The sequence below is a fragment of the Arthrobacter sp. M71 S08 genome (assembly GCF_059089725.1).
In genome coordinates, this window is the sequence record NZ_JBNHEY010000002.1 from 19,755 (window position 1) to 44,553 (window position 24,799).

Consider the following 24,799-nt stretch of genomic DNA (forward strand, 5'->3'; position numbering starts at 1 on the left):
CGGTGGGCATCGTCATCGTCGGCGCGGGTCACGCCGGGCTGCAGACAGCCGACTCCCTCCGTTCCGGCGGCTACACCGGGTCAATCACCATCCTTGAGGGTGAGCAGGGCCTCCCTTACCAGCGACCGCCGCTGTCGAAGGACTATCTCGCCCCGACAGGCAACCCGGCTCCATTGCCGCTGCGTCCGGCGTCGTTCTATTCCGACAAGGACGTTGACCTGCGAGCCGGCGTCGCCGCGACCGAAATCCAACGCGACGCGAAGACGGTCACCCTCTCAGACGGGACCGTCCTTGAGTACGAGCATCTTGTCCTGGCTACGGGTGCGCGGAACCGGGAGCTCTCGTGTGCCGGAGCGGATCTGGAAGGCGTCCACTACCTCAAAACGCTTCAGGACGCTCAACTGCTGCACGGCGCGCTCACTACGGCTCGGAACGTGCTCGTCGTCGGTGCAGGTTTTATCGGCCTGGAGTTCGCCGCGGCCGCCCGTGCCCATGGATGCGCTGTGACTGTGCTGGAGTTCGCGCCTCGTCCGATGGGGCGCGCATTGACTGCGACGACGGCGGAGTGGTTCACAGCCGTCCATCAGGAAAATGGCATTCAAATATGCCTGAACGAGGGTATCGGCCATTTTGAAGGCGGTCAGGATGGCCGGGTCACCACCGCCGTTTCCACCGCAGGGAACGAATATGCCGCCGATCTCGTCGTAGTGGGCATCGGCGTCGTACCGAATGATGACATTGCAGCGCGGGCCGGCCTGGGCACCGGAAATGGGATCCTGGTGGACTCGGCGCTCAGGACCTCAGACCCGGCGGTCCTCGCCATCGGGGACTGCGCGAGCTTCCCCAGCGTTCACACCGGAACTGTCTCTCGCCTCGAGTCCGTCCAGAACGCTGCGGCGCACGGCCGCCATGCAGCGCAAACCATCCTCGGCTCCGCGAGCGACTACACAGAAACTCCCTGGTTCTGGTCAACCCAGGGTTCTCTGCGTCTCCAAATGGTGGGGATGGCCCGTGCAGAGGACGAAACCCTGGTCATCGGGGATCCGGGCGCTGCGAGTTTCTCTGTTCTTTGCTACCGCGGGGAGCGACTTGTGGCGGTCGAATCCGTGAACTCCCCGTCGGATCACATGGCAGCCCGGAAACTGCTCGCTGCGGGTGTGGGCCCTTCCGCCGCAGAGGCCGCCACGGCCGGATTCAGTCTCAAAGCCTACGCACGGCTTGCCCTGCTCAGCCCTGCGTAGCCCTTCAGCCACCGCATCATCCATCCCTATCCAGGAGCATCTATGAGTGCAGTATCGGCAGGTGCCGCGTCGAAGACGACGCAGCGGCGCGTTGCTTTCGCCACCATCGTCGGAACGACCATTGAGTGGTACGACTTCTTCATTTACGCCACGGCCGCCGGCCTGGTCTTCGCGCAGGTTTTCTTCGCGCCGGCAGGGGAATCCATTGGTCTGCTGTTGGCGTTCGCCTCGGTGGGCATCAGCTTCCTCTTCCGTCCGCTGGGTGCGTTCCTGGCCGGGCACTTTGGTGACAAAATCGGTCGGCGACCCATGCTGGTGATGACCCTGATCCTCATGGGCGCGGCCACCACCCTGATCGGTGTGCTGCCGACCTACGAGAGCATCGGGGTCCTGGCCCCGATCCTGTTGCTGCTGCTGAGGATCCTGCAGGGGATCTCGGCGGGTGGAGAGTGGGGCGGCGCAGTGCTGATGGCCGTGGAGCACGCTCCGCGCGACCGTCGTGGGCGCGCCGGTTCCTTCCCTCAGCTGGGTGTTCCCCTGGGAATGCTGCTGGCTTCGGGCGTTACGGCTGTGATGACCGGGTGGGTGTCTCCCGGTGAAGCGTTCATTGAATGGGGCTGGCGGGTTCCTTTCCTCCTGAGCATCGTGTTGATCGGCGTTGGTTACATGGTCCGGCGTGCAGTGGATGAGTCACCGGTGTTCGAGGAAATCGCTGCACGGAAGCAGCAGACAAAGGTGCCTGCCGCCGAGCTCTTCCGCAAGCACTGGCTGTTGGTTCTCCTGGCGGCTCTCGTCTTCGCCGGAAACAACGCCGCAGGCTACATGGCAACCGGCGGGTTCATTCCCAGCTATGCAACAACCGAGGTGGGCCTGGACCGCACGGATGTACTCCTTGCAATTACTTTCGCCGCGGCGATGTGGTTCGTCTTCACGTTCATCTCCGGCTACCTCGCTGACAGGATCGGCCGCAAGAGGACGTACCTAATCGGGTTCAGCTCACAGGCGCTCATGGTGTTCCCGCTGTTCTGGCTTATTGACACGGGGTCGTTGCCGCTGCTCTATGTCGCACTCGGACTCTTCACCATCGGTTTGGGATTGAGCTACGGTCCGCAGGCCGCCTGGTACAGCGAGATATTCCCGGCCTCGGTTCGCTTCTCGGGCGTATCCATTTCCTACGCACTTGGAGCGATTCTCGGCGGCGCCTTCGCACCCACAATCGCGCAGGCCCTCATCCAGAGCACCGGTACCAGCGCGTCAGTGTCGCTCTACCTTCTGGGCATGACCTTGCTCTCGGTCACTGCAGTGCTCATTCTGCGGGACCGCAAGGGAATAGACCTGTCCATCGACAACCAGGGTGAGCAGGAAGTCGGCGCAACCGTCTTCGACAAGCGGCGCGAACCGGCTTACACGAAGGTGGGTGTCTAACCTTCAGGTTCCAAGAGAGCCGGCTGTCCTGGACTCCACGGGGGCCAGGGCAGCCGGCCTTCACTGCGTAGTTGTTAGCGCGGAATGATCCCCAACAAGCTCTTGCCCTGGCTCTACGCTCGCTGGCCGATCGCAGTTAGCTCCGATGTCCAACCGTCAGCTATCCTCCGGCGGTGCATAGAGGACCGACATGAATTTCTTCATGTCGGTCAGGCACTCGAGTATCGCTGGGGCCGCATAGTGCAGTGGGCGCCACACCCCGTAGATCGTGAAGGCCAGGTCCTTGCCGTCGTGTATGATCGGCCTGGCTTGTAGTCCAAAACGGGGATCGTCGGACAGCACGCCTACCCCCCTGCCTGCAGCAGCGAGCGCCTGTATCACCTCCGTTGACCGGCGCTCATACTCGGCGACGTAGGTGAGCTTCCCTCCAGCGACCGCATCGTCAAAGAGACGCCGGACCCAGAAATCCCGGGTCATCGTGATGAGTGGCCATTGGACCAGTTGAACAAGGGGCACGCGCTCAAGTTCCGCCATTGGATGTTCCGGGGAACACTGCGCCCACAAATATGCCTGACCTACCACCATTGAGGCGTACTCGGCGGGCGGCGGGCGTGTTCCCAGCGCGAAATCGGCTTCGCCCGAGGCCAGTTCTCCGTACACCTGGGCAGGCGTGGCCTGGACGACGTCATTAAGGATGCCTTCCGCGCCCTGGCTCGCGATGAACGGCGTGATGATGTCGGAGATGGTGGCCGACGCCGCTGCAACCCGCAGAGATCCGGCGGCCCCCGATGCCATGCTGCGGGCGGCGGTCATCGCTTGATCCGCACGTGCGACCAGGTCGCGGGCGAGGCCCAGGAAAGCCTTTCCTGCCGTGGTGAGAATGAGCCGTTTGGCCTGACGTTCGAACAGCGCCAGCCCCAGCTCCGCTTCCAGCGCCCTGAGCTGCCGGGAAAGCGACGGTTGCGCAATGAGGAGCTGATCGGAAGCGCGGCTGATCGATCCGGCGTCGACGATGGCCGTGAAGTAGCGCAGGTGTCGGAGTTCCATATGCCTCCTAGGCATGCTTTTCGACCAGTATAGGCATTTCACAGGCATATGCGACCGCGCCTAGACTCGATCCCGGTACCCGTTCAACCACTTCTAACCAAGGGAAACTTTGATGGTTTTCACTCTCACTCGCCGCGCCGTTGCGGCGACAGCCGTAGCAATCTCTTTGGCCATCGGAACCGGGGCGTGCAGCAGCCCGGAATCCGGGGATACCCCGAAGGTCTTCTCCGCAGCAGCGTCGGCTGCTGTCACCACCTGGGACCCCATCCGTTCGTTCTCGACTGAGGCCCTCTACCTGGGGAACGTGTACGAGCCCCTGCTGTGGAAGAACCCGGCCGGGTCGGCTGAAGAGTTCTCGCCGGGCATCGCCGAATCCTGGTCCGCCAGCGAGGATGGGAAAACATGGACGTTCACCATCCGCAGCGGAGCGACGTTCCACGACGGCGAACCGGTGAACGCCGAAGCAGTGAAGGCCAGCATCGACGCGGCCAGGGAGCGGGCAGCAGCCTCGTTCATCTGGGCCCCGGTTGAGTCGATCGAAGCCGCTGATGAGCAGACCGTCGTCATCCGACTCGCCTATGCGGCGCCCCTGGACCTGATTGCCGCTTCCACCTACGGCGCCTGGATTGTGTCGCCGAAGGCGCTGGAGGCGTCGACCGAAGATGAGGACTACTTCCAGGAAGGTATCGACGCCGGAACCGGCCAGTACACGGTCGATTCCTATACCCCCGGTTCCAAGGTGGTCCTCAAGAAGTTCGAAGAGCATTGGAACACCGAGTCACCGGCGCACTACGACATCATCGACGTCTCGATCACGCCGGACTCCGTCACCGCGCAGCAGATGCTCTCCGCGGGTGAGGTCGACTACGCCACGAGCGTTCCGCTGGAGAACGTCGAGTCGCTGCAGCAGCAGGGGTTCACCGTCAACGAATACAACTCCCCGTTCAACTTCCTCGCGATGTTCAACACCGAACGCGCACCGTTGGATGACCCCAAGGTGCGGCAGGCGCTAAGCTACGCGATGCCTTACGACGAGATAATCGACGTCGGAGGACAGGGATATGGAACACAGGCCCACGGGCCCGTTCCCAAGGGCATCTACCCCTTTGACGAGTCGGTTCCGCAGTATGAGCAGGACCTCGACAAGGCCGAGAAACTCCTCGCGGAAGCCGGCCATGGTGATGGCCTGGACCTCAAACTGACCTACGCCTCGGAGAACCCGGCCGAAGTGCGCTTTGTCCCCCTCATCAAGGACGCCTTCGCGAAGATCGGCGTGAACCTCGAGGTCAAGGCCGAGCTGTTCAACCAGCAGTGGGAAAGCGCCAAGGCCGATCCGGCAAATGCCCAGGACATCTTTGTGCTCTACTACTGGCCGACCTACAGCGACGCCGGCAGCGACAACCTGGTGTCCCTGTTCCACTCCAGCGAAGACCCGTTCTTTAACCTGAGCTACTGGAAGAACGACGAGTACGACAAGCTGGTGGATGAGGCCGTCACACTGTCCGGAAGCGACAGGGAAGGTGCGCAGGAGCTGTACTCCAAGGCGATGGAACTTCTGCATCAGGAGGCTCCGGCCGCGTTCCTCTACGATGCCCAGGCGGTCTCAGTCGTCCCCGCAGGCCTTGAGGCCCCGCCCTTCAATGAGAACTACCCGTTCACGGTGTTCTTCTCCGGGATGAAGCCGGGCTCGTGATTCAGCGCCGGATCCTTCCTGCCCCACCTCTACACATCGGGTAATCAAATGCTGCGTTTTATCGTGAAACGAGCGGTCACCTCGCTGCTGGTTCTGCTGGTGCTGACCGCGCTCGTGTTCATCCTCTCGAGGCTCGTCCCCAGCGATCCGGCCGTAATCTACGCCGGGCCGAAGGCGCCCCCGGAGGAACTGGCTCGCATCCGGACTGAACTGGGATTCGACCGGCCGGTCTACGAGCAGTATTTCGCGTACCTGAGGGACCTGCTCACGGGTGACTGGGGGTCATCACTGGCTACCAAGCGCCCGGTGTTGGAAGAACTGTTCACCCGGTTGCCCGCCACGCTTGAATTGATCGTGACGGCTATGGGACTGGCCGTTGCCGGTGGAGTCGTCCTCGGCGTATGGGCGACACGGAAGCCCGGCAAGCTCGTGGACGGGCTGGTGCGTTTCCTCTCCATCGGCGGCGTGTCGATGCCGGCCTTCTGGCTGGGCCTGCTGCTTCAGCTGCTGTTCGTGGGAGGGCTGGGACTCCTCCCGGCAACAGGGCAATTCAGCAACGACCTCCGGTACACGAACCCCATCACTGCAGTGACCGGCTTTCCGATGCTGGACAGCCTCCTGACCGGCAACCTTGCAGCGTTCGGCGACGGGCTCCAGCATCTGATCCTGCCGGCCATCACTCTGGCCGCGTACCCGCTGGGACTGGTTGCGCGGATGACCAGGTCCTCGATGCTTGAGGTCCTGAACCAGGACTACATCTTCACCGCGCAGGCCTACGGCCTGCGTCAACGGAGCATCCGGTGGCGCCTCGCGCTGCGCAACGCTTTCCCGCCCGTCCTTACGGTCACCGGCATGGCGACGGCGTACACGCTGACCGGTACGTTCTTCGTCGAGATCGTCTTCAACTGGCCCGGCATAGGCCAGTTCGCCAGCTCGTCCATGCTGGCGGTCGATTACCCGGCCATCATGGCCATCACGCTCCTGGGAGCTTTCGGCTACCTGGTCGCAAATCTGGTGGTCGACGTCGTGCAAGCCAGGATCGATCCAAGGGTGGCAATCTCATGACCAACCGAACCGAGCAGGAGCCGGCTGTGGAAGCACGGAATCCGCAGCCGGCAACCGACGGAACACTCCCAACAGCAATTGGCCCGGCGTCCACACCGGTGCCGGACGCCGGAACGGAGAGCCGACCCCCGGGAACGGCCAGACACATCCTCAACATCCTCCGGCGCGACCGGTTGGCAGCATTCGGGCTGGTGATCATCGTGGCGTTTGTCCTCTCCGCGCTGTTCGCGCCCTGGATTGTCCCGTTCCCCGAACAGGGGATGGGTGCTACCGACTCGGCAAACCGCAATCTCGCTCCCAACGCGATGAACTGGCTGGGTACGGACCAACTGGGGCGCGATGTCCTCAGCCGAATCGTCATGGGCGCCCAGCCGGCTCTGGCCGTGTCCATGATGGTGGTTGCAATTGCTGCCCTGATCGGGATACCTCTCGGCGCCGTCGCTGGCTATCGGGGCGGCTGGATCGACGAGATGCTTATGCGCATCACAGAGGTTTTCCAGGCGTTTCCGCCGCTGCTTCTGGCGATGGTCACTGTCGCGATCCTTGGACCCAGCCTGACGAACGCCGGAATCGCTCTGGCCATCAGCTGGTGGCCCTGGTACGCCCGGCTTGTCCGGGCGGAAGCGCGCTCCCTGAAAGAGCGCCCGTTCGTCGAAGCGGCGCGGGCCATGGGAATCTCGCCGGTCCGCATTGTGACGCGCCACATCCTGAAGAACTGCACCACTCCGATCCTTGTCCAAGCCACAGTGGACATCGGCAGCGTCATCCTGGCGGCCGGGTCCCTGGCCTTCCTTGGCCTGGGTACACAACCACCGTTGCCCGACTGGGGACTGATGGTCGCCGAAGGCCGCGGTGTGGTCTTCACCTCCTGGTGGATATCGGTGTTCCCCGGAATGGCCATCTTCCTGGCCGTCCTCGGTTTCAATCTCCTCGGAGACTCCCTGCGGGATCTCCTCGACCCCCGGCAGGTGAAGCGATGACCGCATTGCTGCAGGTCCGAGACCTGAACGTGGAAGTGGTGGACCGCGGAACGGTGACAAACCGCCCGTGCCGCGGAATCGACCTCGATCTTGCGCCGGGGGAGATCCTCGGCCTGGTCGGTGAAACCGGGTGCGGCAAATCCCTGACCGGGCTAGCCATCCTGGGGCACCTTCCGCAGGGGCTGGTGTCTTCGGGAGAAGTGCTGCACTCTTCCCGGCACGACGACGGATCCCCAGCGGTTGCCACGGTCTTCCAGAATCCCGGTACAGCTTTCAACCCGGTCTTCACACTCGGCAGGCAGCTGACGGATGTGTTGACCCGCTTCAAGCCCATGGGCAAGAAGCAAGCCAAAGCCGAGGTGCTGCACCAGCTCGGGCAGGTGCGGCTACCTGATCCGGAGCGTGTCTATGGCGCATACCCGCATGAGCTCTCCGGTGGGATGCTGCAGCGCGCCATGATCGCAATGGCGTTGCTCCGCAAGCCGCGCCTTCTCATCCTCGACGAACCCACCACGGCCCTGGATGTAACGGTCTCCAAGCAGATTCTGGAACTCGTGGGCCAGCTGCGCAATGAACTCGGATTCGGGGTCCTGCTGATCAGCCACAACCTCGGAGTCATCCGGGACACCTGTGATCGTGTTGCCGTGCTCTATGCGGGCCGGGTGGTGGAGACCGGACCCGTAGCTGACGTCCTGAGCCGCCCCCGCCACCCGTACACCAAAGGACTCATCGGCGCACTGCCCGCAGGTAAGGCGCCCGGCGAGCGTCTAGCCGCTATTGGGGGCACCGTTCCGGGTAACCTGCTCAACCTTGAAGGCTGTGCTTTCGCTAACCGGTGCCCACTCGAAATCGCAACGTGCCGTACCAACGACCCGGAGCTTGAACAGGTCGGCGGCAACCACTCCGCTGCCTGTTTCCGGAAGGACGAACTGTGAACGACCTGCTGGACATAGTGCGCGTCACCAAGACCTTCAGGGGCCCCGCACGGACCGAAATCAAGGCGGTTGACGAGGTGTCGCTGTCAGTCACCTCCGGGTCCGTCTTCGGGCTGGTAGGAGAATCCGGCTCAGGCAAGAGCACCCTGGTGCGGTGCGCCATGCAGCTGATCCGCCCCACCAGCGGCGAGGTGTGGTTCGAGGGCCGGAACCTGTGCCAGGCCAGTGAACGCGAGCTGCGGAAGATCCGCGCACGCATCGGCTTCGTCCTGCAGAACCCGATCGCGGCGTTGAATCCGCGAATGACCATCGGGGCCTCCATCTCGGAGCCGCTCCAGGCGCACGGGAACCTCTCCAAGACCGGCGTAACATCACGGGTACTGGAGCTCCTCGATGAAGTAGGCCTCGGGCCGGACCACTATCGCCGTTTCCCTCATCAGCTCTCAGGGGGTCAGTGCCAACGCGTGGGGGTTGCCCGGGCGCTGGCCACCAACCCAAAACTGGTTGTACTGGACGAACCGACCAGCGCTCTTGACGTGTCAGTCCAGGCGCAGATCCTGAATCTGCTCCAGGACCTCAGGAACCGGATGGACCTGACCTACCTGGTGATCTCCCACGATCTGGACGTGGTTCGGTACCTGAGCGATGACGTCGCCGTGATGAGGAAAGGCCGCATTCTTGAGTCCGGCACGGCCTCCGACGTCTTTGACAACCCATCCCACGACTACACCAAAGAACTCATCGCAGCGACTCCTGGGCACGCCAGCAGGCTCTAGTTCGCCCCGCGATTCCGGCCAAGACAGAAGGCAGCCAACACGTGCACGTCCAATCCAGCATCAAAGTAGACCGATACCCGGGAGAAAACTTCCCGGCGCCCATTACGCTCGAAAATTGGCAGCAGGCGCCTTACAGCAGGTGGGGCTTCGCCCATGTCAGCGAACTGATCACGACGGCGAGTATCCGCAGGGGCAGTGACGCAGCGCGTCCCTGGGAGATCCTGAGCACGGCGTCGGCTTCCAGCCCTGAGTGGGCCGAGGTGGACCGTTTCCTGGAGGAGACGTACACGGACGCGTTTGTCGTCCTCCACAAAGGCAGGATTGCCTATGAGAGGTACCTGGGGACGTTCCGGCGACAGGACCGCCACATCCTGATGTCGGTGTCCAAGTCGATCTGCTCCCTCGTCATCGGTGCGCTGGTGGGGAAGGGGCTTATTGACCTGGAAGCGCAGGTCGAAGCCTACGTGCCCGCGCTCGCCGGCACCGGCTACGGTGATGCAACAGTCAGGCAAGTCCTCGACATGACCGCCGCAGTCCACTACAGCGAGGACTACGCGGACCCCGACTCAGAAGTACGCGTACAGGACCGGGTAGCCCGGTGGAACAATCCGCTGCCAAATGACCCGGCCGACACGTATCAGTTCCTCACAGAACTACGGGCAGCGGGGGAGCACGGGACCTCCTTCAAGTACCGTTCTGCGGGTACGGACGTCCTAGCCTGGATTGCAGAGAACGTCACCGGCAGCCGTTACCCGGAGGTCGTTTCAGAAGAACTATGGTCGCTCATTGGCTGCGAGGACGATGCCTACATCACCACAGACGAAGCTGGATTCGCCTTCGCGAACGGTGGCATCGCCTGTACTGCGCGGGATCTGCTCCGCATCGGAGAGCTGATGCTGAACCGTGGACGACAAGACACCCGGCAGGTCATTCCCGAAGAATGGATTACCGACATCTTCCAGGGCGGCGATCCCTCGCTCGCGCGCAGCAGCGCCTACCAACAGGTTCACCCGAACGGCTCCTACCGCAGCCAGTGGTGGGTCCCCGGTGATGAACGAGGGGCTGTCTACGCCGCAGGCATACACGGACAATTCATCTGGACGGATCCCCTCAGCCAAACGGTCATCGTGAAGTTCTCCTCCGGACCGGAACCGACCTCCGTCGAACACAATCGGCGGCACGCAGAGGGATTCCGTCGCGTCGTTGAACTGCTTGAGGGGTCAGCTTGTGCCGGTTCGTAGCGGTATCCCACGCAGCCGGACATCATCCAGCATCTGAGCGGGCGGTCTGACTCCGTCAGCCCACATTAACTGCGTCGACTGCGTGGTTGGTCACAAGTAGGGTCATTCGGGGCGATTGATATCTCGTGGTTCGATGACCTCACGTACGGTAAAAGGGATGAGCCATGTACCCGCATCCAGCGCACCTGCACCTTCGACGGGATGGGGTCGGTCGCTTCCTGCCATTCTTCAGGGGGCGCTGATGGGCCTCGTGGAACTGGTGCCCGGTGTATCCGGAGGCACCATCGCCCTCGTCCTCGGGATCTACGACCGCCTGATCCACTCCGCGAACCATGTTGTACGGGCAGCTACTTCGCTCCTGGGCAGGCGGGGCCGAACGCTGGCCGCGGCACACCTCAAGCAGGTCGAGTGGGCGCTGGTCCTTCCGCTGCTCGTCGGCATGGTTGTGGCCCTGTTCATGTTGGCGGGGCCGCTCCACCACTTCGTGGAGACTCAACCCGTCATCTCACGCGCGCTCTTCCTGGGGATGGTCCTCGCTAGCCTGCTGGTGCCGGCGACTATGGTTCAGAGGCTGACTCCGCCCGGCCGCGCCCCTCTTCTCCGTAACGCCTGCGTTGTACTCGCTGTGGCAGCGGCTGTTTTCCTCCTCCTCGGCATCCCCGCAATACAGGTGGAAGAACCGAGGTGGTGGGTACTGCTCATCAGCGGAGCGGTGGCTATCTGCGCGCTCGTACTGCCTGGATTGTCGGGTTCTTTCGTCCTGCTTACCGTGGGTATGTATGAGCCAACCCTTGAAGCAGTGAGCACCCGGGACCTGGGGTACATCGCCCTTTTTGGTGCCGGCACGGTGGTCGGACTCGCAACCCTGGTACGGGCTCTCGCCTACCTCTTGCGCGAACACCGCCGCCCCACTCTGCTGGTCGCTACCGGTTTGATCCTTGGTTCCCTCCGGGCCATCTGGCCTTGGCAGGACGGTACGGTGCTCCTTGCCCCAGATCCGAATGACTGGGCTTGGCCCCTTGCTGCAGCAGTGGCCGGCGCCGCGACGGTTACTCTCCTCTGGCTGCGGGAGCACCGCGCGATCCGGCTCTCCTAGCCTCCCGAATAATCATCAGGACAGGCAACGGCCCGCCTCCCCAGCTGGGGAGGCGGGCCGAAATACGAGCGCTAGGGCTCGGCTCTACCTGTTGTCGAGGAGGTTGGCTTTGTCGACCTTGCGGTGGAAGCGCATTCCGGCCATGCCGCCGAGGATCGCTCCGACGAGGGCTACGACCGCGGCGACGATTGCGGAAATGATGCCCGCCGTGGTCAGGTTCTCCGCGTTGGGGATCTGCGGGAAGGTGTTGACCTGGGCGAGGATGTTGAACTGGTCTCCAGCGATTGCGCCGAGGATTCCGACGATAATCGCAATGACGACGGCCCAGACCCACACCGCAATGCCCTGCTTCATACCGTTGAACCGGGCCATTCGCCCGGCGACGTAACCGCCGCAGAAGTAGGCGATGAACAGGATCACGAGCAGGATGATCGCCCCGATGATTCCGGCGGTTTGCGGGTCCTGCGTGGCTTCGCTCGCCACGTTCGTGTTCGTTGCGTTGCCTATAACTGCGCCGAGTGCCGCGGCTAGAGCGGTGAGTAGGACTGCGGTTCCGGTGGCGGTGAGCCAACCGAAGAAGGCCGAACCGATCTTGATGCCGCCGAACTCTTCCTTTTCCCGTTCCAGCAGGTGGTCCCGCTGGTCCCGGTCGATGTCGTCGCGCCGCGTGTGGTCGCGGTCGATGTCGTCGCGCCGTGTGTGGTCCGGGTCGCTGTCGAGGCGCCGGGTGCGATCCCGGTCGTTGTCGTCCGGCCCGCTGTGGGCGGATCCTGCGCTGGTGCTCATGGTCTCTCCTGGGGGCTTATTCAGTGCTAGTGGATGGAATTCGCTAGTTGACGGCCTTCGGATGTCGACGTCGTACTTAGGATGTCGACGTCGTACTTAAACGGTAATTCCAAACCGGTCAGATAGGAAGCACGCTTATTACTAGGCAGACTCCCCAAAATGGGTATGTCAGCCTGAGAGAGGCTGGTCGACGGGGCATCGCACGTGAAGTGCTTACGCCGACGCCCTAGTGGGACAGTCGCTTCGTCACGGTGTGAACGCCCCCGGAGTCCCGGCCGCCGCCCGTGCATATGAATCGGAGACCCGACGGTAGACCGGAGTTACGAAGGCCAGCAGCGCGGCAACAATAATGATGATCCCTGCGACCAGGAACACCAGGGCTATCCCTCGGGAGGTACCCTCCCCGAGTAGTGGGGCCAGTTGGGCTGCGCCTTCGGTTGAACGGGCGTAGGGGATAATCCAGATTTCAGCGATCGGCGCGATGAGGAACGCGGTGATCGGGGCCGCCGCGGACTCGAGAGCCATGGCGAGTCCGAACACCCGCCCCTGCCGGGGCAGGGGAACCACCCGCTGGATTACAGTCTGCTCGGCTGCCTCGATGAACGGCACCAGCACCAGATAAAGCCAGATCCCGGCGATGTAAAGCCATGCCCACTCGCGCAGCGTGAACACAGCGCCGATAACTCCCATCAGGACTACGGCGATGAGCATAGTGCGTAACGGATTGGGCCCGAGGCCGAACTTACCGATCAGGGCACCGCCCACAATGAAGCCGGTAGCGCCCAGTGCGAAATAGGCTCCCCACAACTCCACCGGGAACAGTTCGAGGCCGTAGGGGTCCATCAGCGCCATGTAGACGCCGCCGACGAAGTTGTTGAACGTGGAGAAAAGGATCAGGGCGAACAGACCCGAAATGGCCATCACGGCGGTAAAGGAACCGCGTAGGTCGAAGCCGCCGTGCGCATCAGAGGCAGCGGCGCGCACTTCTTCAGGCATGCGCAGCGTGAGCAGGTGCGCGAACGCCAACGCCGTCAGCACAAGGGCGATGACGATAGTCCAACCCATCCCGAGTAGTCCGACCGACAACCCGGAGAGCACGGAGGTGATGATGAACATAAGGCCCTGCACCATCCCTACCAACCCATTGGCGTTGGCCCGCCGATCCGGCTCGATGAGGATGGTGACAGTGGTGGAGAGCGCGATGTTGCGCATATTCTCTACAACCGCACCAACCAGGATGATCAGCGTGAAGACCCAGAACCACGGTTGTCTCAGGTCGAGCAGACTGGTCCTGGGCGTGAGCAGGAACATCACCCCGGCGAGCACGAACATCACCAGGGTGAACCCGGCGGCGAATCGCATCACTGCCAGCTTGCGGTAGCGATCCACGAAGGTGCCGAAGCTGACGCTCGAAAGGGCGATCAACAGCATGTACGCGCCGCCGATGACCCCGGTCGCGATCACGTTCCGCGTCTGGAGGTAAGCCCAGAATGTCAGGGCGAACCAGAGATAACTGGTAGTGATGTTCGCGACCGCAGTGTTCGTCAGGATTCCCACGAAAGTGCGGAATCTTTCCGCCGGGCTGCGTAGTGATGTGTCAATGACGTCGTCATTAGGCGGTAGCGCAGCGCCAGCTCCACCGGCTCGAATGGAGGGGATTGCCACTTCCTCGGAGAGGCCCCCACCGTGAGAAACCGCGCCGGCTCCCAACGGAGCCGGATCCTGCCCGGTCATGCGCATCAGTTTACTCGCAAGTCTTGGCTCGGCTACTAGCTTTCCGAACCCTCACCGCCAGTAGATCGAGTCTTGTGCTCCGAGCGGTCAGCCAGGGCTCGATTCGATCGGAGGACCCTCGTAATCTGGATCTTGGACCAGACGACAGGAGCGTGACATGGCCACGACAGCAACGAGTGAAACGACGGTGGACGAGGTACTAGCTGAATTGGCGGCCCTCGAAGACCCAAGGATCCGCGAAGTGAATGAAAAGCACGGTGACGACCACGGGGTCAACCTCACCAAGCTGCGGGCGGTGGCGAAGCGGCTCAAGACCCAGCAGGACCTCGCGCAGAAGCTCTGGGCGACCGGCGACTCCGCAGCGCGGCTGCTCGCGTTACTGATCTGCCGGCCGAAGGATTTTGGACGCGACGAGCTGGACGCGATGCTGCGCCAGTCACGCTCGCTGAAGGTACAGGACTGGCTCGTGAACTACGTGGTGAAAAAGTCGGCGCATGTTGAGGAGTTGAGGCTGGCGTGGTTCAACGATGCGGATCCGGTGGTGGCGAGTGCGGGCTGGGCGCTCACATCCGAGCGAGTGGTGAAGCAGCCGGAGGACATCGATCTGTCTGGCTTGCTCAACCTCATCGAGGGGCAGATGAAGGATGCGCCCGAGCGGTTGCAGTGGGCGATGAACACCTGTCTGGCGCAGATCGGGATCGAGCATGCCGAGTACCGTGACCGTGCGCTCGAGATCGGTGAGCGACTGGAAGTGCTCAAGGACTACCCGACGCCGCCGGGCTGCACTTCACCGTTCGCACCGATCTGGATCGGCGAGATGGTCCGGCGGAAAAGTGAATCGTAGGGGGGCGCCGTTGACCCGGGGTTCCATCACTACAACCGGAGGCGTAGAGTCGCCGCATGGCTGGCACACTGGTTCGTCCTCGTAGCGGCAAAGTAATAGCAGGAGTCTGCGCGGCTCTTGCGACCGGGTTCGGCTTGCCCAAGTGGCTCGTCCGGATCGGATTCGTGATCTTCGGATTGGTAGGAATTGGGGAGTTGGTCTACATCATTCTGTGGATCGTGCTTCCCAAAGAAAACTACTAACCACGGCGCACGTGCGGGAGAGACACTGAGCTGTCATCCCGTCGAACGCGTGCGCCTGAACGCCAGAGCAGCCAGCCCCACCAGAGCTGAGCCGCCGCCAAGACGAAGGCGGACAACACTCCGAGGACAGGCAGGAACGGCCCCTCAAGGGCGATGAAGGCCGGAGCACCAATGGCAAGAAGCACGCCCGCACTGCGGGGGAAAACACGAGCACGCGCAGCGGCCACTCCAAGAATGGTCAAGCCGATCGGCCATCCCAGGAGGAGTATCGCCACACCGATCATCGTCGGAGAGGTAAGCAAGGGACCGTCGAGAGCAAGGAGTTCCGGAGCCTCGGCTGCCAGGGTGGGAAAAGCGATCGCTTCCAGCCCCATGACGGCAGCCCCCCCGACGCTACCCACGAGACTGGCCGCCAAGGCCACCTGACCCCAGCGCCCAAGCCGATTGCCGTGCGCGGCCACTATGCCGCAAGCCCCCACGAAAGCCAGTGCTATGGCCATCAGCAGGGCGAGGTGAAGGACGGCCCACAGAGGGGTGCCCGTCACGGACTCGCTGACTGAAGTGTTGAGGATATTGGGATGCGGCGGCGTGGCAGCCGCCACCAACAAGCCGCTAACCGCCATGCAAACGGCCGAGACCTGAAGCGGAACCCGCACTACCGGCAGACCATTGGGGTCCCACGATTGAGGGCTGGACATTCTGGATCATCGCCTTACGGGGGTGCTGCAGCAGTGGGCGCCGGACACGAATGTCGGGCTTGTGCACATGCTTATCCCGCTGGCGGTACAAGTCAAGAGCCGGCCTGGCACCTCCGCGAACACCTCCAACCCTCATTTTCTCACTTCCGCCCAGTACCGATATTGAGCTCTGCGTGGAGGACGGCTTCCGGTTGGTCGGCGGATCGCTCACGCAGCATTCCATCCAGTATCTGGATTGCATCCGAGCGTTCCTTGTTGGACAGACGTGCATTGATGCCTGCTCCAAGTGGGTTGCTCGACGTGACGGTGTTCCATAGGTGCTGGGCGGACCCGACCTGCATGTTCCAGGTGGTCGCTTCGACAGCAACATCTGACAGTCCCACTTCCGTGAGTTTGTCGCGGAAGACGATGGGATCCGCCAACTGAAATGGCAACGGGGGAGAATCCGCATGCAGGGACGGGATCTCCGGCGCCGCCGCCTGAACGGCGCCCAGGAAGAGCCCTAGGAATTCGGCTTTCCGCAGGTCGCCGAAAGCCGCAACAATCACCTGGCCGCCGGGTTTGGTCACTCGCCGCAGCTCAAAGAGTCCGCGCATCAGATCTGGGAAGATGGAAACCCCGTGCTGCGACGCGGCGACGTCGAACGTGTCATCGTTGAGGTCTAGGGCGCAGCCGTCCATCACTCGGCCACGCAGATTCGGCAATGATTCAGACCGGGCGCGTTCAACGAGAAGTTCGATCATTACCGGCGATATGTCGACCGCGAGGACGTCTGCGCCCAAGCGAGCGGCCGGAATGCTGAGGGCGCCGCTGCCGGCGGCCACGTCCAGAAATGCAGTGCCCGGTCCAAGATTGGCCCTACGAATCACCTCTTGTCCGCAGGCGATGTTCTCAGGCGTGACGTATTCGTCAAACGCCGGTGCAATCAGGTCCCAGGGTTCTCGGACCGTTGGGGCGGTTCCGGGACCGGTTCGTGGGTTGGCAGTCACGGTGAACTCCTACTCGGTATATGTGTGTGCTGGTATTTCGGAATGCTGAACCAAGGCTAAGAAGGCCCCAACGCACTGTGCAGGATCTCGACGAAGGCCGAGGGCTGTTCGATGGCAGGATCGTCGCGGCAGTCTTCGATTACGTGCAGTCTCCAGCCGTATCGTGCAGCGGCCTGCTCGGCTGTTTTCAGACGCACCTGCAGGTCGTACCGGCCGTGAATGAGCGTCGTCGGAACGCCGATACTGGACAGATCCTCCGATCGGATCGGAGGCATGCCAAACTTGCGCACCAGCTGGCGCACTGCCGCCTGAACACTCGGGGTGCGGGCACGATCGAGCGCGTAGTCCATGAGCGGCTGCCAGTTGTCGCCGGTTTCACTCCGGACACGATCCCGATCGAGGAAGCACTTGTCGAAGAACCGGTCCTGGCTCTCGGCGGAGGGTCGGGCAATGAAGCCCATCATCGGTGCTGCAAATCTCAGCGAGGGCCGGTACCACTCCAGTCCGAGGGTGTCGACGAGAACCAACCCGGAAATACTTCCCCCATGTTCAACCGCGTATCTTGCGGCGATGGCACCGCCCAGTAGGTGACCCGCCAGCACTGGGGGCGAATCACAGGTTTGGCGTATGAGTTCATCGAGCCACCGGAGCACACCCTCCGCGTCGGGAAACTCGCCCGCGACTTCGGAGGCACCTTGTCCCGGTAGATCGGGAACCACGAGGTGGTGTGTTCTCATCAGCTCAGGTATCACGGGTTGCCACACGGCAGCGAACTCTCCGATGCTGTGAAGGAGGACCATGGGTGAACCCTCCCCGCCCTCGAAAACAGCGGTGGAGACACCGTGGATGTCGCGGATGTTTTCAGCCAGCGGCATTATGGCGGCCAGCCGTCGTCGTACCTCACTGTTCCGGGGATGGCTGCCACCCTGCTTGCCAACGCTGCTCATCTTTCTCACCTGTTGTGCTCGAAGTATTCCTTGTGGTTGAGGGTCTCACTCCGACGCACGCGGGAGCATCGGATATATGGCCCAAAGAGGGCGTGCGAATGGAATGGGTCATTTTGTGTAGGCGACCCGGCGCTCGCCCGACGGAAGGTATCCGCTGGTGCGGTTGCGAGTGTTATACGAGCCCGTGGGCGTACGCATAAGCTGCTGCAGCAGTCCGTGATGACAGCCCGAGCTTGTTAAAGATGTTGCTGATGTGACGGGCGACGGTTTTTTCGCTGATCACAAGGGTCTGCGCGATCTGGCGGTTGGTGGCGCCGGTGGCGACGAGACGGATGACCTCCAATTCCCGCCTGCTCAGTCCACCGGAGGCGTGTGTGGCCGCACGATGCGATATCGCTGAAAGTTCGACCAGGTCGGGTTCCGCGCCGAGCTGTTCGAAGACGTAGCCCGCTGCATCGAGTTCCAGCTTCGCGGTGTCGTCATCGCCAAGTGCCTGATACGCGCGGGCCATGAGAACGCGAAGACGCGCCACTTCGTAGGGCGCATCCACGTCCCGCCAAGCAGCCCGGGCTTGCAGCAGGGTGGCGCAGGCGGCGGTGTATTCGCCGTCGTGAAGCTGCATAGTTCCGCGTGCCAACCCGGCCATTGCCTGCAAGTAAGGGGAGTGGAAGCGTCCGGAAACTTCATCCAGCTCTGCGACTGCCAATCGGGCAGTGTCAGCATCATCTGCCGCCAGTGCAATCGGGACGAGAGCTGCAAGGACTTTGGGTCGTCCAACCGGGCCCTCGGTACCTGACACCACCCGGCGGATCGCCGCATATGCATCGCTGACGTTGCCCTGGGCCAGCCGCAGGAGGGCCATCCCCGGGTGCACTGGGTGCCCCAGAGCGGAAGCCTGGCGGTAGGCGTCCTCCGCCTCCGCGTATTTGCCGCGCAACCGGAGGATCTCTGCGCGCTGGTACTGTGCCATTCCCAAGGCCGGCTGCGCACTCTGCTGTGTCGAGAAGTGTTCGCAGGCGTGGAGAACTTCAGTCATTGCGTCCGCCCACTGGCCGTGCAATTGCATGATCTCCGAGCGATGCACCATACACTGTCCGCGGTACGGTTTGAGGCCCTGCTGCTTCACGCACCAGTGGCTGAGTGCCGCCGTCCACTCCTCGGCCCGTCCCAGATCGAAAATATCCCTGCACGCCAGGATCACGGCACAATAAACAATCCCTGCGGCGACCGCCGACACCTCTCCGGTGGTCACACAGAGCATTGCCTCATCGAGCATTGCGACAGCCCGTCCAGGTTGGCCCATGGCTACCAGAGCCTGGCCGACGCCGAGTTGAGCGAGAGCGATGAGATCGGCGTCTTTGAATTTCCTGGCGATCGCTGTGGCTTTGCCGAACGACTCATAAGCGGTAGCAGGATCACCGCTGCCCAGGGCTTGCAGACCTTCAGGTATCAGCAGGTATCCCTCTTCAACCGAATCGGGCAATCGCTCCTCGACCAGCCGTTGTGCCCGGCCCAGCCATCCTCCGCCACGCGCGTGCTGACCGCCCAGGACCAGCGTGATGCCTAACCAGAAGGCGCAGTGCACGGATCGGCTGGTCGCGTCCTGCTCCAGATAAGCCTGATATGCACGTTGCAGGTCTTCGACGGCAACGTCTTCCCGGCCCGTCAGATAGGCGGCAAACGCAAGACGTTCGAGATCCGCCGCTGCCAGAGAGGACGAGATGTCCGCTTCCGACAACAGCTTGTAGGTGTCCTCCCAGGCGCCGCGTTCATATGCTTCGCGGCCGAGTTCCACCGATTCCTTGATCCCCATGGTTGCCTCTCACCAGGGCATATATTCTACGCGGTCGACTCAGCGCGCATCGAGGTGAACAAGGACGTCTCTCAACGAACGCCCGAGCCTGCCCACTCAGAGGAGTTTGCGCAGCAGTTTCCTCCTGATGGGACCAAAGGGCGGGTAGGCAAACCGAAGCGTGTCCACTGCGGTGGGCTTGGAGAAGACCGGTTGCACATGGCTGAACGTGTGGAAGGACTGCCGGCCGTGGTAGCTGCCGGTGCCGCTCGTGCCGACGCCACCGAAGGGCAGCCCCGGTACCGCTAGCTGGATGGTGCAGACGTTGTGGGCAATACCCCCGGCCTGGACCCGATCAGTGAAGATCTGGAGGTCTTTCTTTCGGTCACTGAAGAGGTACGCAGCGAGCGGATGGGGGCGCTCGCCGATGAACCGGATCGCGTCGTCGAGGTCTTCCACTTCGAGGATCGGCAGGAGCGGGCCGAAGATTTCTTCCTGCATGAGCGCGGAACCGGGGTTGACGTCGCGCAGGATAGTCGGTTCAATGTACCGCTCGGATCGCTCGTGGCTTCCACCGGAGACGACGGTACCGTCCGCCATGAGTCCTACAAGCCGGTCGAAGTGGTGCTCGTTGATGATCCGCCCGTAGTCCCCGGAGGTTCGCGGATCACTCCCGTAGAAATCCCGGACAGCGTCCGCGAGCGCTGTCACCAACACGGGAGCGGCATCCGGCGTCGTCAGTATGTAGTCCGGTGCCACACAGGTCTGGGCAGCATTCATGAACTTGCCGTAGACGATGCGCCGGGCTGCGGCCCGGAGGTCACCACCGACGACGACGGCGGGGGACTTGCCTCCCAGCTCAAGGGTCACCGGCGTCAGGTGTTCGGCGGCGGCTTTCATGACGATCTTTCCCACGCGCTCCCCACCCGTGTAGAAAACGTGGTCAAACGGTTGCGCGAGCAAGTCGGTGCTAACGTCCACTCCGCCTTCGACGACGGCTACTGCCGATGTATCGAGGTATTGCGGAACGAGATCGGCGAGTGCCCGGGAGGTCTCGGGAGCCAGTTCGCTGGGCTTGAGTATCGCTGCATTCCCGGCAGCGAGCGCACCGGCCAGCGGCGCCAAGATCAACTGAAGAGGATAGTTCCAGGGTCCTATGATCAGTACAACGCCGAGCGGGCGAGCCTGCGTCCACGCTCGGGCCGGACGCAGGCCGGTGGGAACAGAGACCTTTTCCGGCGCCATCCAGTGGTCAAGGTGTTTCAGGGCATAAGCCGCTTCCGCCCGGACGACGGCGATCTCGGAGAGGAAGCCTTCCGTCCGGCTCTTTCCGAGGTCCTCCTCCAAGGCACCGGTGAGCTCGTCCTCACGTTCGGCAAGCATTCGCAGGAGAGCTTTCAACTGTCCCCGTCGCCATTCGGCCGGCCGGGTGACGCCGGTGTGGAAGTACTCCCGTTGGTCAGTTAGAAGCGCTGCGGCGCTCATCGGCTGCCATCCTCCTGGTTTGTGGGATCCGACCGTCCAGTGAAGTGATCCATCGAGCTGTACACCTTGAGGACACGGCCTGCGACGAGGTCCCAGACGGGTTGCGGGAGGATGTTGCGAAGGGTTCCGCCGAGTTGCACGGTCCACGGCAGCTGAACGCGGGCCTTGCCTGCGATGGTTGCCCGCCAGACCTTGTCCACCACGTACTCCGGTTCCATGAGCGGTGTCAGCAGGGGCCCGCGCGCTCCCTCGAACATTCCGGTCTTGATGTAGCTGGGGATGAGGGTTGTGACGGCGATTGGGTGGCCGGTGGATTTCAATTCGAGACGCAGGGAGTCGCTCCAGCCGATGACGGCCCACTTCGACGCCGCATACACGCTCATTCGGGGAACGGAGAGTGTCCCGGACGCGGAGGCGACGTTCAGGATGCGCGCTGGTGTTCCACGTTTCATCATCGCCGGAAGGAATGCGCGCGTGACATGCATCGGCCCGCCGGTGTTGATGCGGAGGGTGAGATCTATGTCCGAGTGGTGGTCGTGCTCCCAGAAGTATTTTCCTCGGATGATCCCGGCGTTGTTGATGAGAACATCCGGCACACCGACGTCGTTCATCACCGACGCCGCGGCGCCGGTGATCGATTCCACCGAGGCTACATCGACCACGTAGGTGTGAACCGCCGTCGCGCTGGACGCAAGACCCGCTGCGACGTTTTGAAGGGCGGATCCGTCAATATCCCACAGCACGACGGCGGCAGCACCTTCAGCGACGGCTCGCTCGGCATACAGCTTGCCCATCCCCATTCCGGCGCCGGTGATCAGTATGGTGCGTCCGCGAACCGTGAATACCACGATGGGCCCCTCTCAAAAGATGACCGGGGAAAGATTCCCACTGTGATGTGCATCGGGTGGTCGTCGCACCGACTGTAGTCGTTCGGTGGAGGAAGTGCGCGTGGACCAGCCGCTGGCGTCGTGAACCGTGGTTGTGCGACACCGAGCGGAGGATCAAACCGTGCCGCAGCCTGATCCCTTCCAGACAACCAGGTTTGCTCAGGCGGCTTGTCGACGGGCCTTGCTTACCCATATCGCGTGGTCGACCGCCCAAGGAGTTGTATCGAGCTGGGCTGCTACATTGGCCAGCAGCACACGCGCCTCAGACACCCCGACGTTCCGGCCCATCTTCTGCGTCAACCATCCGAGGACGTGACGGTCCGGCTTCACTTGCTGGTCATCACCGGCTGTCATCCAGACGTAGCTGGTGCGGATCCCCGATCCATGCCCGGGCACTACGGCTAAAGCCTTTTCGACCCTTTTAGTTCGGTCCAGGTCCGCCAGCAATTCGCTGACATCGTCTAGGGTCTCGACGCCGTGCTCGACGAGGATCTGGGAAATCCTTCGGGCAGCTTCCGCCTTCAGGACCCCACCTCGCGATGATGTCCGGTTCCTGTTGCGCACGACGTCCGCGGCAAACTCTTGATCGGTCTTTCGATTGAAGGACTTGAGGAAGTCACTAAGTCGTTGCTCATCCTCCCGTGGCGTCCCGCTTACCAGGTCATCTCCGCGAAGCAGCACCTTATGGAGCTCAGCCCACTCGGCATATCGCCGGACGAGAGGCGCAACTACGGAATCGTAACGGGCGTTGATGGAGAACGTGGCGTCGAGGGTACAGAGTGAGAGGTGTGCCCATCGTGCACCGCGCGGTTGAGGTTTCAGGTCCGCGACCGCACCGGCTAGATTGTTCAGTTGTGCTGAGACTGTTGTCATTTTGTTCCCCATCAGTTGCGGTTGGTGGAACGTCGAATTGGCACGTCCTTCTCATGCACGTAAACGTCAGTTGGCTGAAGGCTCCAGATAGGTTTTCACGGAAGCACGGAGCGCTTCCGTGTGCTCATAAATCTCGTCCAGAGAGCTGATTGGCACTCGAGTCTCCGCCTTGTTCTCGTCGAACAGACCGAGGTACTTCTGCGAGCGGTTGAAGTGCAGGCGCGCAATTGGCTTGCGATTGTTGTCGTCGAGCAAGACGGCGCAATACGACTTGGCATCACGCTGAACAACACGGGCCGGCTTAACATCGCCACAGACGATTGCACGGACGATGTGGAAGCCCTCCATCTCTTCCAAGGTTGTCTCGATGCCGGTCTCCACCAGGTCTTCTTCTACAGAAAGCTCGCTAGTAACCGTTGCCGCGATCTCTGCGTCGTTGGCCATCGGGAAGTTCGGAGCACCCAGCGCAGTTTTGAGACGATCGTTGACCTGCTCGTTCAGGAACTGCTTGGTGGCTTTGGTGACGAGGCCGGTGAACTGATCACGCACCTTCTGAGTGAATGGACCGTCGTAGACCTTGGACGTCAGGAATATGATCCAGTCGTCGTTCGGCTCCTTGAACTCTGTGGCGATGGCTCTCTTGATGGCACCGATGTACTTCAGTTCGCCCGCGGCGCTGATGATGGAATCAAGATCGAACTCGTCCTTTGAAAGCTTCATCAGCTCGGGGATGAGGGTCTCATCGACGTCGTTCAGGTCGAGCACCAGGAAGGGCTTGGCATCCATCCTGTTCGGCGCGTCGAGGTCTGTGAAGAACTGATACACCTCGCCGTTGGTGAGGATGGCGATGCGGGCGTTCGTCACGGCAAAATACCGGAAGAGCTGCGACGCATGCTCTATTCGCAGGGGTTCTTTGGACTTCTTGCACTCAATAAGAATCTGTACTGTGCCGCCATGCATGATGGCGTAGTCGATCTTCTCGCCCTTTTTTACGCCGACGTCGGCAACGAACTCAGGCACAACCTCAAGCGGATTGAACACGTCATATCCGAGAATCGTCGAGATGAACGGCATAACAAAAGCGTTCTTAGTCGCTTCTTCTGTTTCGATTTGACCCTTCTGGTGGCGCACCTTTGCGGCAAGCGCGGTCAATCGTTCTGCGAACTCCATTGTTTCCCCCTAGAAGTAGTTGCTCCTCACAGTAGCTAAGAGCCACTTCGCTTGTGACCGGGAACACGGTTCGGCTGGGCCCTGTTACCGGAGAGTTACCCCGCCCCGACCATTCCCCGTAGCGTGTCCGCATTCCGCACGGCGTTTCCGCCGCCGTCGTTATTGAAGTACACATAGACGTCCCGGCCGGCCCCGTGCCACTCCAGAATCCGGTTCGCCCACCAGCGCAGATCCTCGTCCGAGTACGAGCCCGCATACAGGTACCCGTGGTCCGGCCCGTGCAGCCGCGCGTACACGAACGGCGCCGTTGCCCTCAGGACGCACGGCAGTCCGGCTCCACTCATCACGCAATACGCAGCCCCGTGCCGCTCGAGCAGCGCGTAGACGGCGTCGTCGTCCCAGCTCGGGTGACGGAACTCGACTGCCACACGGATCCACCACGGCACGCGGGACAGGAAGTAGTCCAGGCGGGCGTCGTCCCGCGCCATAGCCGGTGGGAGCTGAACGAGCAGCACGGCGCGGCGGTCGCCGAGCTCATGCCAGCAGCGGGCGATCCGCTCGATCCAGACCTCCGGCGCGTACAGCTTCTTTCCGTGCGTCAGCCCACGTGGCGCTTTGACTGACAGAGCGAATCGGTGGGGAAGACGACGTCGCCAACCGGCGAACGTTGTGTCGCGCGGCCATCGGTAGAAACTGGCGTTCAGCTCGACCGTGTCGAACCGCGCCTTGTAGTGGTCCAGCCGCTTCACCGACGGCGTACCGTGCGGGTAGCAGACGCCGTTCCAATGGTCATAACTCCACCCGGAGGTGCCAATGCGGATCTCACTCACCTCAGACACACTACCGACGTCTC

The 24,799-nt window shown here is 62.3% G+C and carries 23 protein-coding genes; 11 read left to right on the forward strand and 12 right to left on the reverse strand.

All coding sequences use genetic code 11. From position 1 onward, the window contains the following. Positions 1–2 precede the first annotated feature (2 nt). The gene (locus tag AC5RTB_RS03985; RefSeq protein ID WP_494059791.1) at positions 3–1,241 is read left to right on the forward strand and encodes an NAD(P)/FAD-dependent oxidoreductase; all 1,239 of its coding nucleotides are present in this window, start codon (positions 3–5) and stop codon (positions 1,239–1,241) included. 42 nt (positions 1,242–1,283) lie between these two features. Further along, a complete protein-coding gene (locus tag AC5RTB_RS03990; protein WP_494059792.1) occupies positions 1,284–2,666 on the forward strand; it encodes an MFS transporter in 1,383 nt (460 codons plus the stop codon). Positions 2,667–2,822: 156 nt separating this feature from the next. On the opposite strand, the gene AC5RTB_RS03995 is transcribed toward AC5RTB_RS03990, so the two are convergent. Continuing rightward, a complete protein-coding gene (locus AC5RTB_RS03995) occupies positions 2,823–3,713 on the reverse strand; it encodes a LysR family transcriptional regulator (RefSeq protein ID WP_494059793.1) in 891 nt (296 codons plus the stop codon). A gap of 112 nt (positions 3,714–3,825) precedes the next feature. Here AC5RTB_RS03995 and AC5RTB_RS04000 point away from each other — a divergent pair, with 112 nt between their 5' ends. The 7 genes from AC5RTB_RS04000 to AC5RTB_RS04030 all read left to right on the forward strand — a co-directional run bounded on the left by AC5RTB_RS04000 (position 3,826) and on the right by AC5RTB_RS04030 (position 11,499). Continuing rightward, on the forward strand, positions 3,826–5,406 hold the full coding sequence (locus AC5RTB_RS04000; protein WP_494059794.1) for an ABC transporter substrate-binding protein: 1,581 nt from the start codon (positions 3,826–3,828) through the stop codon (positions 5,404–5,406). 48 nt (positions 5,407–5,454) lie between these two features. Further along, the gene (locus tag AC5RTB_RS04005) at positions 5,455–6,471 is read left to right on the forward strand and encodes an ABC transporter permease (protein WP_494059795.1); all 1,017 of its coding nucleotides are present in this window, start codon (positions 5,455–5,457) and stop codon (positions 6,469–6,471) included. Beyond that, positions 6,468–7,451, forward strand: a complete 984-nt coding sequence (locus tag AC5RTB_RS04010; RefSeq protein WP_494059796.1) for an ABC transporter permease — start codon at positions 6,468–6,470, stop codon at positions 7,449–7,451. Before AC5RTB_RS04005 ends, AC5RTB_RS04010 begins: the two co-directional genes overlap by 4 nt. After that, positions 7,448–8,386, forward strand: a complete 939-nt coding sequence (locus tag AC5RTB_RS04015; RefSeq protein ID WP_494059797.1) for an ABC transporter ATP-binding protein — start codon at positions 7,448–7,450, stop codon at positions 8,384–8,386. Before AC5RTB_RS04010 ends, AC5RTB_RS04015 begins: the two co-directional genes overlap by 4 nt. Then, positions 8,383–9,162, forward strand: coding sequence for an ABC transporter ATP-binding protein (locus AC5RTB_RS04020; protein WP_494059798.1), 780 nt, complete (start codon positions 8,383–8,385; stop codon positions 9,160–9,162). Before AC5RTB_RS04015 ends, AC5RTB_RS04020 begins: the two co-directional genes overlap by 4 nt. 41 nt (positions 9,163–9,203) lie before the next feature. After that, the gene (locus AC5RTB_RS04025; RefSeq protein WP_494059799.1) at positions 9,204–10,403 is read left to right on the forward strand and encodes a serine hydrolase domain-containing protein; all 1,200 of its coding nucleotides are present in this window, start codon (positions 9,204–9,206) and stop codon (positions 10,401–10,403) included. Positions 10,404–10,560: 157 nt separating this feature from the next. Beyond that, positions 10,561–11,499, forward strand: a complete 939-nt coding sequence (locus AC5RTB_RS04030; RefSeq protein WP_494059800.1) for a DUF368 domain-containing protein — start codon at positions 10,561–10,563, stop codon at positions 11,497–11,499. Between the two features lie 84 nt (positions 11,500–11,583). Here AC5RTB_RS04030 and AC5RTB_RS04035 read toward each other — a convergent pair whose 3' ends face one another. Both AC5RTB_RS04035 and AC5RTB_RS04040 read right to left on the reverse strand, forming a co-directional pair. After that, complete coding sequence (locus AC5RTB_RS04035) at positions 11,584–12,285, reverse strand: hypothetical protein (RefSeq protein ID WP_494059801.1); 702 nt, start codon at positions 12,283–12,285, stop codon at positions 11,584–11,586. Between the two features lie 246 nt (positions 12,286–12,531). Continuing rightward, positions 12,532–14,019 carry an MFS transporter gene (locus AC5RTB_RS04040; RefSeq protein ID WP_494059802.1) on the reverse strand — a complete coding sequence of 496 codons (1,488 nt, stop codon included), beginning with the start codon at positions 14,017–14,019 and terminating at the stop codon, positions 12,532–12,534. 157 nt (positions 14,020–14,176) lie between these two features. On the opposite strand from AC5RTB_RS04040, the gene AC5RTB_RS04045 reads away from it, so the two are divergent. Both AC5RTB_RS04045 and AC5RTB_RS04050 read left to right on the forward strand, forming a co-directional pair. Next, positions 14,177–14,863 carry a DNA alkylation repair protein gene (locus tag AC5RTB_RS04045; RefSeq protein WP_494059803.1) on the forward strand — a complete coding sequence of 229 codons (687 nt, stop codon included), beginning with the start codon at positions 14,177–14,179 and terminating at the stop codon, positions 14,861–14,863. A 56-nt stretch (positions 14,864–14,919) separates the two neighbouring features. Further along, positions 14,920–15,105: a PspC domain-containing protein gene (locus tag AC5RTB_RS04050; protein ID WP_494059804.1), complete on the forward strand. Its 186-nt coding sequence runs from the start codon at positions 14,920–14,922 to the stop codon at positions 15,103–15,105. Here the strand turns inward: AC5RTB_RS04050 and AC5RTB_RS04055 are convergent. The 9 genes from AC5RTB_RS04055 to AC5RTB_RS04095 all read right to left on the reverse strand — a co-directional run bounded on the left by AC5RTB_RS04055 (position 15,102) and on the right by AC5RTB_RS04095 (position 24,776). After that, complete coding sequence (locus AC5RTB_RS04055) at positions 15,102–15,803, reverse strand: hypothetical protein (RefSeq protein WP_494059805.1); 702 nt, start codon at positions 15,801–15,803, stop codon at positions 15,102–15,104. The two genes, AC5RTB_RS04050 and AC5RTB_RS04055, sit on opposite strands and share 4 nt — an antisense overlap. Positions 15,804–15,943: 140 nt before the next feature. Next, entirely contained in the window at positions 15,944–16,792 is an 849-nt protein-coding gene (locus AC5RTB_RS04060) for a class I SAM-dependent methyltransferase (protein WP_494059806.1), read from the reverse strand. A 56-nt stretch (positions 16,793–16,848) separates the two neighbouring features. Further along, the gene (locus AC5RTB_RS04065) at positions 16,849–17,739 is read right to left on the reverse strand and encodes an alpha/beta fold hydrolase (RefSeq protein WP_494059807.1); all 891 of its coding nucleotides are present in this window, start codon (positions 17,737–17,739) and stop codon (positions 16,849–16,851) included. Positions 17,740–17,911: 172 nt separating this feature from the next. Next, complete coding sequence (locus AC5RTB_RS04070) at positions 17,912–19,552, reverse strand: LuxR C-terminal-related transcriptional regulator (protein WP_494059808.1); 1,641 nt, start codon at positions 19,550–19,552, stop codon at positions 17,912–17,914. A 96-nt stretch (positions 19,553–19,648) separates the two neighbouring features. Next, positions 19,649–21,016 (reverse strand): aldehyde dehydrogenase family protein, encoded by a 1,368-nt coding sequence (locus AC5RTB_RS04075; RefSeq protein WP_494059809.1) that lies wholly within the window; start codon positions 21,014–21,016, stop codon positions 19,649–19,651. Further along, positions 21,013–21,864 carry an SDR family NAD(P)-dependent oxidoreductase gene (locus AC5RTB_RS04080; protein ID WP_494059810.1) on the reverse strand — a complete coding sequence of 284 codons (852 nt, stop codon included), beginning with the start codon at positions 21,862–21,864 and terminating at the stop codon, positions 21,013–21,015. Before AC5RTB_RS04080 ends, AC5RTB_RS04075 begins: the two co-directional genes overlap by 4 nt. A 198-nt stretch (positions 21,865–22,062) precedes the next feature. After that, complete coding sequence (locus AC5RTB_RS04085) at positions 22,063–22,776, reverse strand: DUF8548 family protein (RefSeq protein ID WP_494059811.1); 714 nt, start codon at positions 22,774–22,776, stop codon at positions 22,063–22,065. 66 nt (positions 22,777–22,842) lie between these two features. Beyond that, entirely contained in the window at positions 22,843–23,946 is a 1,104-nt protein-coding gene (locus AC5RTB_RS04090) for a type I restriction endonuclease (RefSeq protein WP_494059812.1), read from the reverse strand. 95 nt (positions 23,947–24,041) lie between these two features. Then, positions 24,042–24,776, reverse strand: coding sequence for a DUF72 domain-containing protein (locus AC5RTB_RS04095; protein WP_494059813.1), 735 nt, complete (start codon positions 24,774–24,776; stop codon positions 24,042–24,044). Positions 24,777–24,799 lie beyond the last annotated feature (23 nt).